Annotated in this window: 18 protein-coding genes and 2 pseudogenes; 1 reads left to right on the plus strand and 19 read right to left on the minus strand. The window is 59.1% G+C overall.

The window, feature by feature from the left end; all coding sequences use genetic code 11:
* Window positions 1-76: 76 nt before the first annotated feature.
* The 14 genes and pseudogenes from C450_RS21970 to C450_RS00945 all read right to left on the minus strand — a co-directional run bounded on the left by C450_RS21970 (window position 77) and on the right by C450_RS00945 (window position 7826).
* The gene (locus tag C450_RS21970) at window positions 77-223 is read right to left on the minus strand and encodes a hypothetical protein (RefSeq protein WP_161606932.1); all 147 of its coding nucleotides are present in this window, start codon (window positions 221-223) and stop codon (window positions 77-79) included.
* A gap of 11 nt (window positions 224-234) precedes the next feature.
* Entirely contained in the window at window positions 235-549 is a 315-nt protein-coding gene (locus C450_RS00885) for a non-histone chromosomal MC1 family protein (RefSeq protein ID WP_005038813.1), read from the minus strand.
* A gap of 100 nt (window positions 550-649) precedes the next feature.
* On the minus strand, window positions 650-1144 hold the full coding sequence (locus C450_RS00890; RefSeq protein WP_005038815.1) for a TRAM domain-containing protein: 495 nt from the start codon (window positions 1142-1144) through the stop codon (window positions 650-652).
* A gap of 100 nt (window positions 1145-1244) precedes the next feature.
* Window positions 1245-1616, minus strand: a complete 372-nt coding sequence (locus C450_RS00895; protein WP_005038816.1) for a helix-turn-helix transcriptional regulator — start codon at window positions 1614-1616, stop codon at window positions 1245-1247.
* A 59-nt stretch (window positions 1617-1675) separates the two neighbouring features.
* Window positions 1676-2434, minus strand: a complete 759-nt coding sequence (gene tbsP, locus C450_RS00900) for a transcriptional regulator TbsP (protein WP_049909767.1) — start codon at window positions 2432-2434, stop codon at window positions 1676-1678.
* Window positions 2353-2649 carry a transcriptional regulator TbsP domain-containing protein gene (locus C450_RS23620; RefSeq protein WP_449271545.1) on the minus strand — a complete coding sequence of 99 codons (297 nt, stop codon included), beginning with the start codon at window positions 2647-2649 and terminating at the stop codon, window positions 2353-2355. Before C450_RS23620 ends, tbsP begins: the two co-directional genes overlap by 82 nt.
* A gap of 171 nt (window positions 2650-2820) precedes the next feature.
* On the minus strand, window positions 2821-2946 hold the full coding sequence (locus tag C450_RS00910; RefSeq protein ID WP_005038829.1) for a hypothetical protein: 126 nt from the start codon (window positions 2944-2946) through the stop codon (window positions 2821-2823).
* 298 nt (window positions 2947-3244) lie between these two features.
* The gene (locus C450_RS00915; RefSeq protein WP_049909768.1) at window positions 3245-3667 is read right to left on the minus strand and encodes a hypothetical protein; all 423 of its coding nucleotides are present in this window, start codon (window positions 3665-3667) and stop codon (window positions 3245-3247) included.
* Window positions 3660-4523, minus strand: coding sequence for a ParA family protein (locus C450_RS00920; RefSeq protein ID WP_080510241.1), 864 nt, complete (start codon window positions 4521-4523; stop codon window positions 3660-3662). The genes C450_RS00915 and C450_RS00920 overlap by 8 nt, the downstream gene beginning before the upstream one ends.
* 267 nt (window positions 4524-4790) lie before the next feature.
* Window positions 4791-5592 (minus strand): annotated as a pseudogene (locus C450_RS00925) (nucleotidyl transferase AbiEii/AbiGii toxin family protein).
* 5 nt (window positions 5593-5597) lie between these two features.
* On the minus strand, window positions 5598-6428 hold the full coding sequence (locus tag C450_RS00930; protein ID WP_049909769.1) for a type IV toxin-antitoxin system AbiEi family antitoxin domain-containing protein: 831 nt from the start codon (window positions 6426-6428) through the stop codon (window positions 5598-5600).
* A 159-nt stretch (window positions 6429-6587) separates the two neighbouring features.
* Complete coding sequence (locus C450_RS00935) at window positions 6588-6836, minus strand: hypothetical protein (protein WP_005038841.1); 249 nt, start codon at window positions 6834-6836, stop codon at window positions 6588-6590.
* Window positions 6836-7276 (minus strand): hypothetical protein, encoded by a 441-nt coding sequence (locus C450_RS00940; RefSeq protein WP_005038844.1) that lies wholly within the window; start codon window positions 7274-7276, stop codon window positions 6836-6838. The genes C450_RS00935 and C450_RS00940 overlap by 1 nt, the downstream gene beginning before the upstream one ends.
* A gap of 1 nt (window position 7277) precedes the next feature.
* Window positions 7278-7826, minus strand: a complete 549-nt coding sequence (locus C450_RS00945; RefSeq protein ID WP_005038847.1) for a hypothetical protein — start codon at window positions 7824-7826, stop codon at window positions 7278-7280.
* Window positions 7827-9415: 1589 nt separating this feature from the next.
* Between C450_RS00945 and C450_RS21355 the strand changes: the two genes are divergently transcribed.
* Window positions 9416-10003, plus strand: coding sequence for a hypothetical protein (locus tag C450_RS21355; protein ID WP_152424378.1), 588 nt, complete (start codon window positions 9416-9418; stop codon window positions 10001-10003).
* A gap of 122 nt (window positions 10004-10125) precedes the next feature.
* On the opposite strand, the gene C450_RS20510 is transcribed toward C450_RS21355, so the two are convergent.
* The 5 genes and pseudogenes from C450_RS20510 to C450_RS23405 form a co-directional block, all read right to left on the minus strand.
* A complete protein-coding gene (locus tag C450_RS20510; protein ID WP_080510242.1) occupies window positions 10126-10422 on the minus strand; it encodes a hypothetical protein in 297 nt (98 codons plus the stop codon).
* Between the two features lie 1680 nt (window positions 10423-12102).
* On the minus strand, window positions 12103-12243 hold the full coding sequence (locus C450_RS21975) for a hypothetical protein (protein ID WP_161606933.1): 141 nt from the start codon (window positions 12241-12243) through the stop codon (window positions 12103-12105).
* A 115-nt stretch (window positions 12244-12358) separates the two neighbouring features.
* Entirely contained in the window at window positions 12359-12718 is a 360-nt protein-coding gene (locus C450_RS21980) for a hypothetical protein (protein WP_161606934.1), read from the minus strand.
* A 169-nt stretch (window positions 12719-12887) separates the two neighbouring features.
* Window positions 12888-13493 carry a transcriptional regulator FilR1 domain-containing protein gene (locus C450_RS22765; RefSeq protein WP_005038859.1) on the minus strand — a complete coding sequence of 202 codons (606 nt, stop codon included), beginning with the start codon at window positions 13491-13493 and terminating at the stop codon, window positions 12888-12890.
* Window positions 13494-13981: 488 nt separating this feature from the next.
* A pseudogene (locus C450_RS23405) lies at window positions 13982-14874 on the minus strand (ISH3 family transposase); the annotation flags it as partial.

Raw genomic sequence — 14874 nt, forward strand, 5'->3', positions numbered from 1 at the left:
AGAGATCACCCTGATGTGTGTCGTCTACAACATCAAACGCTCCGTCACACAGTGAATTCCACCGCCTTACGGCGATTCAACAGAGCCGAATGACGCGCTTCGCGGGCGACCACGAGTGAGCGGGGATCGGGATCTCCCGCGCGTCGATCTCGTCCATGTCGACGTCGGTCCCGCTCTCGGTCCATGCAGGCGGGTTGACTCGACGATTATGAATCTGTGTCAACAACGGTACTGCTACAACTCTTCGAGGTGTTCGATTTCCTGCTTCGAGACGTTGGCTTCCGTGATCGTCTCGGGCATCCACTCTGGGCTGTCCTCTGGGGCGTCCTCACGCCACGCCCACCCCTCGTAGATGTGGAGTTTGTGCGTCCCCCGCTCGCGGAGCCGGAACTTCTCTCGGGGTGCTGCGTCCTCGCTCTCGCTGGGATCGAACTTCCGGGCTGCCTTCAGCGCTGCCTGCCGAGGCACTTTCCCCGTGAACACGCTCGTTTCCTCGCCACTCTCCTCGCGCAGTGCGAAGTTCCGCTTGTCATCCGTCTCTCTTGTCATGGTTTCACTCCTCCAAGCGTATCCATCAGAGGGAGTAGGATAAGAGTATCCCCCGCAGTAATGGGGTTTCCTCAGAGGACTGTCGAACGCCGAGAATATTTCACTCGCTTTCGCCGAGTGTCTCCTCGGCGAATGAATCGTCGAAATCGTCCGTTCCGGAGTCATCGGAACCCGACGCGTCGTCGCGAACCCGCGCGAACGCCACGTTTTCCCGGGCCTGTTCGATCTCGATGGTCACTTCGTCGCCTGAATGCGTCCCGGGCACGATCACGACGTACCCTCGGTCGATTTTCGCGATCCCATCGCCTTGATCGCCCAGTGCTTCGATCGTCACGTCGCGGACGTCACCCTCCTCAACTGGCGGTGACTGACGGTCGGAACCATCCGCATCCGACTGCGTACCAGTCGATTGCTGGCGAGTCTCAACATCGTCGCCGTGGGGCGTACTTGCCAAAACTGCCACCCGGTAGGTCTCACCGCTGGTGATCGTCCCCTCTTCGAGTTCGGACCGTGGAATTTCGATTCGATACGAATCACCGTGCTGGTCGATCGATTCGCTGAAGAGACACTCCAGCTGGTCGGGGATCTCGACCATTACGCTCTCCCCTCACAGATGGGTGGCATCTGAATCCCGTCTGCGCGAGCCAGCCTCGGGGTCGACCGCTGCTGGTCGCTGATACGAACCATCGGCGGATTCACGCCTCGACAGCCACGTACTGATCTTCCCACTCACGACGCGCCTCGATCTCACGGCGGCCGCGCCGGGTGATCTCATAGAAGTTGGTCCGCCGGTCGATCTGTCCCTTTTCGACCAATCCCTTCTCGACTAGCTCATCCAGNCGGCGGCCGCGCCGGGTGATCTCATAGAAGTTGGTCCGCCGGTCGATCTGTCCCTTTTCGACCAATCCCTTCTCGACTAGCTCATCCAGGTTGGGATAGAGTCGGCCGTGATGGATCTCAGTCTCGTAGTAGTCTTCGAGTTCGTCTTTGACCGCGAGTCCGTGAGGTTCGTCCTGACCCGCGATAGTGTAGAGCAGATCGCGCTGGAACCCAGTCAGATCCTTCATATCCGGATGCTGGTTATTCCTATAGTTAAATATATCGAACTCCGGAAACGCAGTTTCGATCAGCCACCCGTCTCCGCTGGCGGCGATGCGAGCAGTTCCCGGGCAGTGATGGGGAGATCGGCCGCCTCGACATCACGGAGGCGGTCATCACCAATCTTCAGGCGCAGCCGTGGCCGGCCGACATCGATCGGGACTTTCTCGGTGGCGATCACTCCCTGGTCTTCGAGCTGGGTTTTCGCCCGCGAGAACGTCGCTTTGCTCGCCACGCCTACATCCTCGCCCCATTTCGAGATCTCATAGAGCTGGATTCCGTGGATCGCAGCTGCGAGCAGCGTCAGTTCCACCTCATCGAGCGCGTCACCATCACTGTTGCCGTAGCCGCCACTCCGGGTGGACTCGACTGCCTCAAGCATCGCTCGGAAGTCATCCTCGACCTCGGAGCCGAACGTGTCGGCGAGCGTCTCATAGACGCGCGAGCGCGGTGGTGTTCGCAAATCGATCGTGCCAGCGGTTTCCAACGCTTCATCGCACCGCTCGCGCATCGCCGCCACGAATTCAGTGTCGTCGGTCCCGAGCCCAGCAGCCCGATCGTCAGGCATCACGATCGACGTCACCGACTCCTCACCCACAACCAGCCCGCTCTCAAACACGTGGTCAGTGACACGGAGTGACAGTATCTCGTCAGCTACCAGATCCACGGCGGTGCTGGCGAGATGAAAATCCCGACGGAGCCATTTCACGAGTGATTCCTGTGCGAGGAGTCGAACCAGAGGCGGCTCGTCGAGANGCTGGCGAGATGAAAATCCCGACGGAGCCATTTCACGAGTGATTCCTGTGCGAGGAGTCGAACCAGAGGCGGCTCGTCGAGATCGGCCAGCACCTCCACGAGGCCTGCGGTCGTCTCCTCGACGAGACCGGCCACGAACACTTCACTTGATTCAGACATATCCGCGAGAATCGTGCGATACACCTCGGCGACCGTCGGCGCGACATGCGAAGAACTCTCCATATGGACGGTTCGAGACCGATCCATATTTATATTTTGTCTTAGCTATTTCTGAAAACAGTTGGCAGCCCACTGGAGAGGCCGTTCGTCGAGCGGTCACATCCGACAGATAACAGTGACCATGATCCACAGGATGGCACCGAGAGCGAGATCGATCGATTACGACCAGGGACGAGAATACAGTACGGCTTCCAGCCGTTAGCCTTCGACACCGACGTACTGGTCTTCCCACTCCCAACGGGCCTCGATCTCTCGGTAGCCGTGCTCGGTGAGTCCATACGAGTTCGTCCGGTCGTCAACGCTGCCCTTCTCGACGAGGCTCATTCCCGCCAACTCGTTGTTAGCTGTCCAACTCGTTCTCAGTCCCGCTCCTTCTCTCATGTATAGATCCTGTCGTTCGTGATATCAGTTTTATCAAGAGTATAATGATTAGAATGGGAATTCTGGCCGGTCGCTGGAGGATCACTCTACGCCCGCCCTCGTCGTACTCGTGGCCATAGTCCAGACAGTGGTACTGGGACCGCGTGGCCGGCATCCGCTCGACGGTGCTGGATCCGCAGGCCGTGCAGCTCGGGAGATTCTCGGATTCGTCGGTTGTGCCGTGGTCGTCGGTTAAGGGATGCTACTCGTCCGGTTTCGAAGCCGCGTCTTCTCGCGCATGCTCGAACTGTTCTGCGATCTCATCGATCAGTTCCGCCTCGACGACGGTGCGTAGGAGTGCGTCCGTCATCTCGCGAACAACGATATTTCGGTACCCGCGGTTGTTGAGTTCGCGCTCCAGTTCGTAGTTCAACCATGCATCGAAGTCTTCAATAGTCTCCTCGCGTGCATAAAATGGCCGTTGATTGGCTGCCTCATACGTGAACGCTACATCCTTCATCGGATCCGGGTTCTCACCCTGTCCCACACCCGATTCATCGTCCGCTCTAGCAGTCGAATCAGACGGAGTTGTTGTGGGCTCCTGAGGGCCGGCTGCGTTCTCTTGACCGTCAGACTCATCTTCCAGAGTCTTGCCGAGATCTGCGAACGGGTCGTCCTCAGCCATGCCGGACCACCTCCCCGGCCGCGACGATATGAGCGAGTTCGTCGAAGCATTTCAACTGATCACAGTCTGGATCGTAGTCCAAGAGTGGTTTCCGTTCGCCGTACGCTTTCGTGATATTGGTTCGGTCGCGGATACCTGGGGCCGGTTTGATATCGCCGGTGTCGACAGCCTCCCAGTCCGTGATGCGAGCGAAGTTCGGAACGCGGTTTTGTAGACTCTCGTGGGAGTTGAGACGCTCGAGGAGGCGTCGATCTTGCGTCTGCTGGTCGATCCGGCCATTCAGCTTGTTTGGCACCAGCGCAAGCACGTCGACATCTATATGTTGACGAAGGGGTGAAATCTGGCGCTCGATCGTCCGTTCGAGCCCGGATATAGCCTCATTACCGGGCGCAAGTGGAAGTATCAGATTCGCTGTCGCAACGAGGGCGTTGTCGGTGAGCCGAGAGCGATAGGCCGGCGAGTCGATCACGATATAGTCGTATTCGTCACCGAGCAGTGGCTCCACTACTTCTCGCTTCAGGAGCGCGGACGGCTGGAAGACGTCCCCGACGACGATTTCGCGCTCAACCTGTTCGAGATCTTCACTCGAAGGAAGGAGATCGAATTCGTAGTCAGTATTGTAGACGAGCGATGTCGGATCCGCCTCGTCAAATAAGACATCGCCGATACCCTCGTCCGTGTTACGGTAGTGGTCATCAAACCCAAGGCCGACTGAGCCGTGGCCGTTCGGGTCGAGATCAATCATGAGCACGTCGTGTCTCTGGGCGAGGTGCCGTGCGAGATTCACCGCGATGGTCGACTTTCCAACGCCCCCCTTCAGCATACAGACCGAAACAGCTCGGGAATCCCCGTCCATCTCGGCCGGTTCGTATGGGCTATTTGGGCTATTCATGCTATTCAAGCTGTCTGTAGTAACCATACTATCTTCGAACATTCCCCTCCTTCTTATATCTACGGGCCGCAAACAGTTTGAATAGCGCCGATGGCACAAATAGTACGAATAGTAGGAATAGATTAAGTAGTATAGATGTTTTTCTGTCTATAGACATAATACTGTTTGTGGATAGTCTGCGGATTAAACGCGGTCACAGAGGCGCTACGACTGTCGACGAAGACGGCGAGGTTATCTATCGTTGGTAGTGATTGCTGCGTCCAGTCGTTCCCATACAGCATCGAAGGCAGGCGGGTCGCCAGTAAGGTCGGGAAGCGTTGTCTCCCACTGGTGCCTGATATCCGCACGCCGATCCGCTGGCAACCCCGACGCAAGATCGACCGAAAGGCCATCGTGTTCGCACTTCGCCTCGAAAGCGGGGTACACCTCCTCGAACTCAATATCGACTGAATCGATCTCTAAAAGCTGATAGAGGTCGTAGTAATCTCTCGCAGCACCACGCTGGAAGATCGCCCGAAGCTTCTCCACGAAAATGCCTTCGATACTGTAGGCCATGAGCTCGAATTTGGGAACGTCTTCGTATTCATGCGTATGACGAACGGGGTCGAACACCACTCGTTCGTCAACCATTATGTCGAGGCTGGTCGTATTCGGGTGCCCGAGGACTGCCCTGTACTGGATACTCACGTCGACATAGTGTGTTGGATAGTCCTGCTGGCGAGACTCGTGGTGTTCGCGGACAGTAAACTCGATCCCGGAGTGCTCGGTGACCATCTCGAGTGCCGCGCTAAGCTCGTCCAGAGATCCCTGATACTGACCTGTGACGCCGAAATCCAGGTCTTTCGAGAACCGCCATGATTGAGGGAAGTACAGTTTACTCAGTGCTGTCCCGCCTTTGAATAGGAGGTTCTCTCCGTATTCGCTCGTGAAAAATACCCCAGAGAATCCACGAGTTGACGTAGTCCTTCTCGGCGTAGCCCTGCCGCACACCAAGCTCACGGGCACGTGCTCGGAGGCGATCCTGCGTTATCATCAGGATCAGGACTCCGTTGGCCCGAGTGTGTCCGTGTCGACGTTGACTCGAAGGCGGTACTCGCTGTCGTAGCGCCCCCCTTCGGTCAGCGTCGGGTCGAGCAGCGAGTACCCGCTCGTGAACGACGCGATCAGCCTCTCACGCTCCGGCAGATCGATCCCGAAGAGGTCGCCGAGGTAGACGATTCGCTTGGTCGCAGCACCGTTACCAAGCCGCTGGAGGTACGTGGCGACCGTCGGCCACGAACACCTCAGTTCGTCCGCGGCGACCATCGCTGTAGCGAGCTCTTGGATACCACCGCAGTACTCGGGGTGGTCGGCACAGTCGACGAGCGTCTTCTCCACGTCAGCGATATTCACCGCCGTTCCCTCGATGGACACTGGCTCGTACCCGAAGAACTTCCCCTCGGTGACTGTCGCCACGCGATACGGGACGCCGTGGATTTCGCGGCTCCGGGCCCGCGACGGTGTGACGATGTAGACGGTCCGCGGGACCTGTTTGATTAGTCCGTGGTGACTGAGCGCACTGTAGTATCCGATGTACATCGGCTCGGCGATGTGTGAAGCGATAAGGTACTCATGAGTCGTGTACACCGCTTCCTCGCCAGCTGCGAGCGGGATGATGAGATACCGACCGGGGAAGAGTCGATCCAGCCACCCCTTCTCGGTGAGACGGGAGGCGATCTCGCGGGCCGCGTTGGGTGCGACACCGAGAGAATGCTCGATGTCGCTGACCGAGATGATCTGGTTGCCCTCTCCGGCGAGTTGTGAAAGCAGCCGGCTCTCGCGAGACGAAAGCCCCTGCCGCACATTCTGCGCTCGTTCTGTTGTTCCAATACCTGCGTTCTGTGTACAGAGTATAAGAAGCTGCGGACTTCAAGCTTGTGCCTCTTGCGCCCCATACTTTCCCTCACGCTCTACAGAGTAGCAGGATTTGTACCGAGTCATAAGGCGAAGTGAGCGCTGGAGCGGCTCCGGTGTGCCCCGCCACCCTGATCACGACGAGACCTCCCACGCAGCAACCCAACCGTCACGCTCGACCGGCAGAGTGAGATCGCGGATCAAGTAGCCCGCGTCCTCCAAGTGGCCACGAACGAGCTCCGGCTGCGCTCCGATGAGAAGTTTCGCCGGGTCGTCGGGCTGCTCGGGCGGTCGAAGCTTCCACGGTTCGGCGCTCTCGTCCATCTCGCGAAGGATCGTGACGAGGTCAATGCCGAGCCGCCCGGTAGTGCTTCCAGCAGCCATCAGACATACTCCTGACGGCGTTCGTGACGGAGTTGAACGAAGTCGACCACCGGCCAACCGGCGTCTCGAAGCTGTTCCTTGACCTCCTTGATCGCGCTCGCGTCCACCGTCCACGCCGATCGATCCGGGTTCCACCGGCGGCCCGTGGACGCCATCGAGAGATCGAGCAAGTCCTCTTTCGATGCGAACGGCGATCCAAGCATCGCCTTGAGACCGTTGTGAGTTGCGATCTCGCCGAGAACTTTGATGCACTCTATCGGGTCATCACCGGATGGTAGGTACTCCAGCATCGGTCCGTCCGGCGTGTCAGTGTATTCGATCGCGAGGCGGCCGCAGTACGGACAGACCCACACGCCGAGATCCGAACGATGTGCGCTGGGTTCGTCGCACGTCGGACAGTCTGGGTGGAAATCGAGACTGTATCGGGTCGTATCGGTCATCTCAATCAGCTCCCCCGGCGGCCGCCGCTGTGAGACTCGTTTGCTCGGGCTCGACGCCGATCGCCACGGTCGCCCTCGGTGCTGGCTCCTGGGTTTCGAGCTCGGGACCAACGAGTGTCCAAACGATCGATATCCACGGATCGAGCCAGTCACACGCCTTCCTGAGCGCCGGGATCATCTCGCCCGGATCGGCGAATAGCGCCCCCCCGATGGGATCATCGGGGTCGACGTACCGATCGGGATCGAGCAGGTCGTAGATTGCCTCGGCGAGCACATCCCGAGTGAACGTCCCGGTCGCTGTCGAGTCACCGTCGGTTGCCACGAACTCCGGCAGGATGTTCTCACCACGCTCCTTGTCGGTGTGGAACGGCAGCGCGAAGCGCCACCCAGCCTCGGTCTGCTGTATGAAATCGAACGCTGCGAGACGGTCTGTGTAGGTGCGAATCGACCGTGCTGAGACGTCGGCTCGCTCGGCGAGTTCACTTTGCACAAGGGGCGTCTCGGCGATCAGCAGCGCGTGAACGATCTTCGAGAGGGCTGGTTTCCCCATCTCAGACAGGAGACGGGTAGGCTTGAGAGCCGAGAGACCATACCGGACCTNGCGTGAACGATCTTCGAGAGGGCTGGTTTCCCCATCTCAGACAGGAGACGGGTAGGCTTGAGAGCCGAGAGACCATACCGGACCTCGTCGAGGCGGAGTGTCCGTCCCGGTGCCTTCGTCTCCGATGCGAGATTGTGGAGTGCTCTCGCAGCGTCGTACGGCGTCCCAGTGAGGGCTGCAAGCATCGAAGTCGCCGCACGGGTCGGTCGGATCGACTTCTGACGGCACATTACCTGCACCGCTTGAGCCGTCTGAGAGCGGTCGGGAGCCTCTTCGACCGGGATAGGAACCGAAAACTCCGGAGCGTCCTCGTGGATCTCTCGGTTCGAGAGACGCCGGCGGAGCGGGTCGGCGAGCTGGTCGACGCTCTTGCCCACGACCACGAACGATCCGATGAGCTCGCCGAACGGATCGTCGGCATCCACCGTTGGCGGAATAGCGCTCTCGCGCTTGTCCTCACGAGATTCGAGCAGCTGGCGATACGCGGTGGATTCGCCGTACCGGGACTGAATCGACGCGCCGACGGAGAGCGTTTCGGCGAGGTCTGCTTGCTGGTTCTTGCCGAAATCCCGCGAGAAGCGCGGGATACGCGCCTCCCGAACCACGTCGACGTCGGCAAGATCGAGCAGGTGAACGATCGTGCCGGCGAGACCCTGAGCTTCCCGAAGGATATCCGCGCGGAAGCGGTTGCAATCCTCGTAATTCTCGCGATGGAGGTCTTGGGTGAGCTCGCTGAGGTCTTCGGCAGCTTCGAGCAGCGCATCGGTGTAGTCTTCGGCGGTGGCGTCGGCGTCTTTGAGATAGCCGAGACACCGGGAGTTCCGGAGCAAATCAGCGTGGTTGGCGAGCAGATCACCGAGCTTGCCTGATTCGAAGCGGTCGGGGGTGAGGACGTGGCGGAAGGTTCGGGCGTTGGCTAACGCAAGTGCAATACACACCCACCACTGCATGGGATCATCGTACTCGCCACCGACCAGTAGGCGATCAGCCTCGTGGTCATAGTACCAGTGGGGTTCGCCACGGTCATCTTTCACCCCAATCGGGTGGTCAACGAGTGTGATACCGCCGTCAGTACCGCTGCCGGCGGCCGCAGCGTAGCGATGGCGGGCCGCTGACCGCACCTGATGATGGAAGGGGAGACGATGGCGGTCGGGAGCCGCCCCGGCACCGCCGCCGCTACCGCCACCGCGCTCCGCACAGCACGCCTCGGCCTCCGCAGTGGGGCGGTGGCGGCCCTCACGTGCGGGCGGGGATACACGGCTATCGTCGGAGGGATTTCCGGATTCGCTAACGACCGCTTCGAGGCGCTGCTGTCTGCCGATTTCGCTATCGAGTCTGTCGAGTAGGTTGCGGCCGGCGGCGAGGAGTTCGACTGCGTTCCCGTTCTCACCCATTCGAGAGAAGGTTTCGACGAGTCCGAGCTCGGCGAGAGAGTCGTCACTAGTAGTGAGACACTGGCGGACGGCTCCCTTTGTGGTCTGGTGGAGGGCGTAGAGTTCGGTGTACGAGAGGGTTTCAGACGCCTCGTCGGCAAGCTGATGGAGAATACGGACCTTCCGACCATCGGGATCAAGAACGTCGCGTGCGGTCTCGACGCGCTGCGTAATGTTGTTCTCAGACAGGCCTGCACTGCACTGTTCGCTAACAGCCGGGAGGTGTTCGCGGTACTGGCGAACGAGTCGTCGTTGCCAGCGGCCGGTCGCGATGATTCGGAGATCAACCGCTCTTGCGAGCTCGGCGAGCAACCAGGCGGTGTCCTTGCGGTACTCCGCGCGAAGGTCACCGAACGCATCGTTGATGCGGACGGCGATGGTTGGAGTCCGATCGCTTTCGCGGAGGACGGCGAGCGGGCCGTCGGCTACCTCCTCGAAATCAACGTGCCAACCGGCGACCGACCGTCCGGAGGTGCCGAACTGAGCGTTCTGGCGCAAGACCTCGAAGAACTGCGCATCGGCGCGGGCGAGCGACGGAACCATCCCGGCGTAGACACCATCGAGAGCGGTGACGCCGGCCTCTCGAAGCCGCTCTTCGCGTTGGCTGCGGTGGTCGAGGTCGCCAACGAGATCGTTGACGGCAGCGACGAACCTTCGTTGGAAGTCGTGGTCGAGGGCGATCTGCCTCCATAGGCGGTGTGCAGTATCGTCGGCGTGGATCTCGACGAGTGGCGAGAGCGGCGGCTGCTAGGTGAGGGTGAGACCTGCATCCGGCATCGTGGCTCACCTCGCGCCTCCGATCGAGCTTCCACCGCTCATGGCGTGATCTCTCCCGGCTCGGTCGAGCCATCTAGATGGACCTGGGTAGCGAGACGGACGGCGAGATCACGATCACCGAACACCGGACCCACGCGATGATTGTAGTCGGTTTTATGTTCGATGATAGCGCCAGCCGCAGGGCAGGCGTCGTCGCAGCACCAATAATTGTGGTACGCGATCCCCTCTTCTTGATATGTGCTCAACAGCCGTTCGGCGTGTCCGTCACAGGCGGTGCAACTGACCGTTTCGGGGACGGTAATCTTGATGAGCTGGCCCGAAGCGTCGAGACGCATCAGCGACCCCTCCCGTTGGTCGTTTGTTCAGGTGCGCTCAGATTCCTCGCGTGTGTCGGGCGTCGGCCGCGGAGGGCTGTCCGGGTGGTCGGTTCGCTGGAGGGGCGCGCAGCGTTCTGGCTGTCGAGGTGGTCGGAAGCGATGCTGTCAGCGCTGGATGGAGATTGGTCTCTTGTCATGGGGGTGTTGGCCCAGTATTCCAGCGCTGACGACCGGGCTCCGTCGTCGTACCCGACGATATTGTTTGCCGTGCGATGAGCGAGAGCTATCGACTGCCGAGAGCTGTCGCTCACCGAGTGGCAAACGTTAATATCGTGGGCCGATGAGAAACCGGTAAGACCAACCCAGTCCAGGGAGGTCGACCGGTTCCAGATGTTTGTTGGGACGGGGACGTGGGACTCCCCGCTCCCATCGACACTATATTTCTTTCCTAGCTTTGCGTCTACGTCTGCCGCCCGCCTTATTACTGTTGTGTCATTCTCACGTGGATGTAGTGCCCTCCCGCTGTTTTGAATCGGCTTGCAGCGTGCTATATACGACCAGCTGCGGCTCCCGAGCGTCGATCCTGTTTGCGTGCCTCGATCGTGGAGTGGTCGTGTTGCCTTTGTAGCGGCCATGACGTCATGGCCCGTTGTTGTCGTGCTGGCGGCCGGGTGGATCGCCGTACCCACGGGTGGACCCCGATCTGTCCCGATCGAGACGGACTGGCGGACAGCCGTCTCTCTAGCGGAGTTCGGTCGTCGCCACACGCGAGCGACAGCAACACCTCTGCGCGTAGGGCGAAACCTATATGTTCCGTGGGCCGCGAGGATGAAGTGTTCTAAACCCCCTCGTCGGCACTGATTCGTTAGCCCTTGCTTTGGGCTGACGGTGCATCGCTTGGTATATATGGTTTTGTATGACGCAATGACAGACCGTAGAGAATCCGTGAGAGTGCGGTGGAGGGGGCCGAGAATACCGTTCATGCTCGGCCCGCTACACCGCCTCTATCGCATCGTCTGCCGTTACGACCCGGATGCTGGAAACGAGCCCGACAGCAGGGTAGATAGCATACGGCTGCGTGCTGCCGGGCCGGGCCTCGATAGTGTACGTACCACCGCTGGGACCTCGAAGGCGGGCTGTGTCGTCCGATCCGGTAGCGGTCTCGATGACGCGCCGGGGAGTTGACTGATCATCCCAGACAACACCCTCGCCTTCCTGGAGATCGCTCAGCATCGTTATGGATACGCCCCTGCTGTGTGGATCAGCATCCGCTTCCTGCTGACAGCTCTCGGCTTTGTGGCGAGAGCGGTGGAACGCTGTTGGGGCATGGCAACTCCGAACGACAGTGGCGACCTCCTCCTCATCAGGAGGCCCGTCGGGATAGCACTCATCCCACTCGCAGGGCTCATAAAACGCCAAGATGCGCTCGCTGTACGGGATTTCTCGCCACTCGCGCCTCTCGACCGCTCGCCCGACTTCCCGCGTGCGACACGCAGGTTCTACCGGTTCGCTGTCGGTAGTTTCCGGCTGGTTGGTATGTCGTGCGTCCCGCGAACGTGCGGTACCCTTACGTAATTCGGTACCATAGGAGGTCTTGCTTTGGGACATTGGATTGTTCATAGCTGAAATGGTCAGCAATCCGATGTTGCCAGAGACAGTCAGTGCGGGTTCGACCGATTCCGAGTGGCTGTGATCCACTCAGGTTACGAAGTCGAGTTTGTCCGCACTGACACGATACACTCGTGAGCCGAGCGTCCGCCCTGCACCCGCTGCTCGACGCTTGCAGACATCGACTGCGTCGATAGGGGGTGGTTTTCTGCATTCGATCTCCTCTGACATTAGCTCCGTTTGAGACCGTAGCGGATAAATGTGTTCCTACCTAACTGCATTAATGTTCTTAGGTGAGAACTGTTGCTGTGGTCTTCATCGGTCTTAAACCCCCGTGTGGGTGTATTCAGGTCAGATGCCCCCACCAGTCCCGTGGATGACGAGGACCGATAGATACGTCCTTGATCTGCTGGACCAGCCGGGCGTTGTTATCACCCCGAAGGGAATTTGGCTTAGTTTGCGCCAGGTGCATGGTGACGACATCGCTCCCTCTAGAGGACAGATTTCTCGGAGATTGCGGAACGAACTCTCCGAGCACGGACTCGTCCATCAGCCATTTGCTGCCGAAGAGCGTGGTTACTACGAGATTACAGAGCTTGGCGAACGATTCCTCCACGACCCCGACGCCGAACCGGCAGAGTTCGTCGCCGATATGAACGTCTCTAAGCAGTAGCGGGATTTTCTGGGTGTGGGCGAATGTAGCCACATTTGATCCGAGCCACGACCGTTTCATTTGTTCTGGATCTGTCTGTCGTGAGGTGGGGGATGGACTTATCGTAACGCCCTTTCCGATCCCGAAAATCCATGTGGTATGAAATTAATCTGTTTGAGATTTAGTCGATAGAGGGTGTTTGTGTTGTGTGAATGATTCGAAGTCACCACTCACGTCCATCAAAACCGCCATCAATATCGGGAGGATTTTCGTCTGGGCAGTGAGCCATCTCTCGGTATGTGTCATATAGATCTTCAGCCCATTCAATGATTTTCGGATTTTCGCTTACAATCATGGCGATGTGTTTCCCGTCGCCGCGTTCATTGTATGCGCCAACCGCAACTTTTCGATCATCATATATTCCGATGCCGAGCGTATGGGAATCTTCGAGATAGAGTGGCTGATAGTGCTCACATTTGGCATGAGCGGCAAAGTCGGTTTTCCTGTCTTGGTCTGATTTGACATAGCTGTCCCAATCAAGGATGGCTTCAGCCTTGACACCGAAATTAAGCATCGTTTTGTAAGCAAAGAACAGAAGTGGATTATAGATCGAGCAGACACATCGAAATTGGTTCACGTGAACATCGCAGAGTCTGAAAGCGGCTCCGAGTACATTCGAGGGACTGGCTGTATTCGATGCGATAACGACTGCATCGGTGAGCTCGTTCACCGGAACAGTCGCATCTTCCAACGGAAGGCGTTGGAACCATTCTGCTTTCTCGATGATTTGTCCAACGGTGATCGATAAATCGTCGTAGGCGACCAGCACCTTTTCGCCCGTGTTGGCGATTCGATAGGTATTGGCTTTTTCGTCCGTCCAGTCACGTTCGGGTTTGGTGAACCATTTGAGCTGACGTTTGATTGTCTGCTCAGTAGCCGATACAGGTATTCTCAGTACCTCACAATGCTCTCAAACTAACTCCTTCTGAGACGTGAACTCGGAGGAGATGGTGATGTCGAGCAGTTGCTGGAGCGGCAGNCTCAGTACCTCACAATGCTCTCAAACTAACTCCTTCTGAGACGTGAACTCGGAGGAGATGGTGATGTCGAGCAGTTGCTGGAGCGGCAGTTCGGCACTGAGAGCAACAAACCTGTCGCGGTCGGCGGCGTTCCGCCGCCGACGCGACGGTGTTGCCACTCGCCGAGCGGACTATCCCGGTCGGTGGATTAGCGCTCGAAGCGGTCGTCCGGTGGCTTGTTCGCGGGGACGGCGCGACGCACNTGCCACTCGCCGAGCGGACTATCCCGGTCGGTGGATTAGCGCTCGAAGCGGTCGTCCGGTGGCTTGTTCGCGGGGACGGCGCGACGCACCGCGAGCGCCGTCTCCGCTGCTCGCCGTACCATCCCAAGGAATTCGTCGAATCGCCATGACCAGAGGCGTCGCGCGCCTCGGCGCGGCGACGCCACGTACTCCCAGTGAAGATACCGCCACGCATTCTGGAGAAGGAAGCTGATCAGCACGTATAGAAACCGCACCGCCGGATTCTGTGTCGTCGTCTTCGCAATGCTTCGTTCGGACAAACGGTAGGTCGATTCGATACCGAACCGCCGGCTGTAGTACTTCCGAGCCTGGCGTGGCATCTCAATGAACGGCGCGTCGACGGCGTAGCCGTGACGCGCCACACCTTCCTCGCCGTACTTTCCTTGCTGGTACGTACAGTCGATGTAGACCGGGAAATCGACGGTCCACGTGTGACCGTCGATTTCGCCTCGGAGGTCGTGGTCGATCACGCGGCTCCAGCCCTCGCTCAGTTCGGTCTGGATCGCCTCGCCCCACTTCACGATCGGCATGACGTANGGAGGTCGTGGTCGATCACGCGGCTCCAGCCCTCGCTCAGTTCGGTCTGGATCGCCTCGCCCCACTTCACGATCGGCATGACGTACGCGTAGTTGTGGGCAGCGAGCAGCGTCAGACAGTACGTGTCGTAGAACTCGCGATCAAGGTAGACAGCCTTGACTTCGAGGTCAAGGCCGTCGAGCACGCCGAGTAGTTCCGCGAGGATCGAGCTGGCGGTGTCGCCGTCGGTGAGACGGCGCACCGCCAGCGTGTAGCGTTTGTTGCGCACTCGCGCGTAGAGAGTGGCATAGCCGTGGAAAGTCGTCGTTCCGGCTTTGGCGAGTGACTCGTAGAGTTCCTCCTTGGAGTCGTA

The sequence above is a fragment of the Halococcus salifodinae DSM 8989 genome, assembly GCF_000336935.1.
GTDB classification, from domain to species: Archaea; Halobacteriota; Halobacteria; order Halobacteriales; family Halococcaceae; genus Halococcus; species Halococcus salifodinae.

What these genes read in the sequence shown, in the direction of transcription:
- C450_RS00920 (WP_080510241.1), bottom strand. Translation starts at nt 4,523, where the DNA reads ATGGACGGGGATTCCCGAGCTGTTTCGGTCTGTATGCTGAAGGGGGGC.
- C450_RS21975 (WP_161606933.1), bottom strand. Translation starts at nt 12,243, where the DNA reads ATGTCAGAGGAGATCGAATGCAGAAAACCACCCCCTATCGACGCAGTC.
- C450_RS00915 (WP_049909768.1), bottom strand. Translation starts at nt 3,667, where the DNA reads ATGGCTGAGGACGACCCGTTCGCAGATCTCGGCAAGACTCTGGAAGAT.
- C450_RS00910 (WP_005038829.1), bottom strand. Translation starts at nt 2,946, where the DNA reads ATGAGCCTCGTCGAGAAGGGCAGCGTTGACGACCGGACGAACTCGTAT.
- C450_RS00890 (WP_005038815.1), bottom strand. Translation starts at nt 1,144, where the DNA reads ATGGTCGAGATCCCCGACCAGCTGGAGTGTCTCTTCAGCGAATCGATC.
- C450_RS00885 (WP_005038813.1), bottom strand. Translation starts at nt 549, where the DNA reads ATGACAAGAGAGACGGATGACAAGCGGAACTTCGCACTGCGCGAGGAG.
- C450_RS00945 (WP_005038847.1), bottom strand. Translation starts at nt 7,826, where the DNA reads ATGGGGAAACCAGCCCTCTCGAAGATCGTTCACGCGCTGCTGATCGCC.
- C450_RS00935 (WP_005038841.1), bottom strand. Translation starts at nt 6,836, where the DNA reads ATGGCTGCTGGAAGCACTACCGGGCGGCTCGGCATTGACCTCGTCACG.
- C450_RS20510 (WP_080510242.1), bottom strand. Translation starts at nt 10,422, where the DNA reads ATGCGTCTCGACGCTTCGGGCCAGCTCATCAAGATTACCGTCCCCGAA.
- C450_RS00940 (WP_005038844.1), bottom strand. Translation starts at nt 7,276, where the DNA reads ATGACCGATACGACCCGATACAGTCTCGATTTCCACCCAGACTGTCCG.
- C450_RS21355 (WP_152424378.1), top strand. Translation starts at nt 9,416, where the DNA reads ATGGAGAATACGGACCTTCCGACCATCGGGATCAAGAACGTCGCGTGC.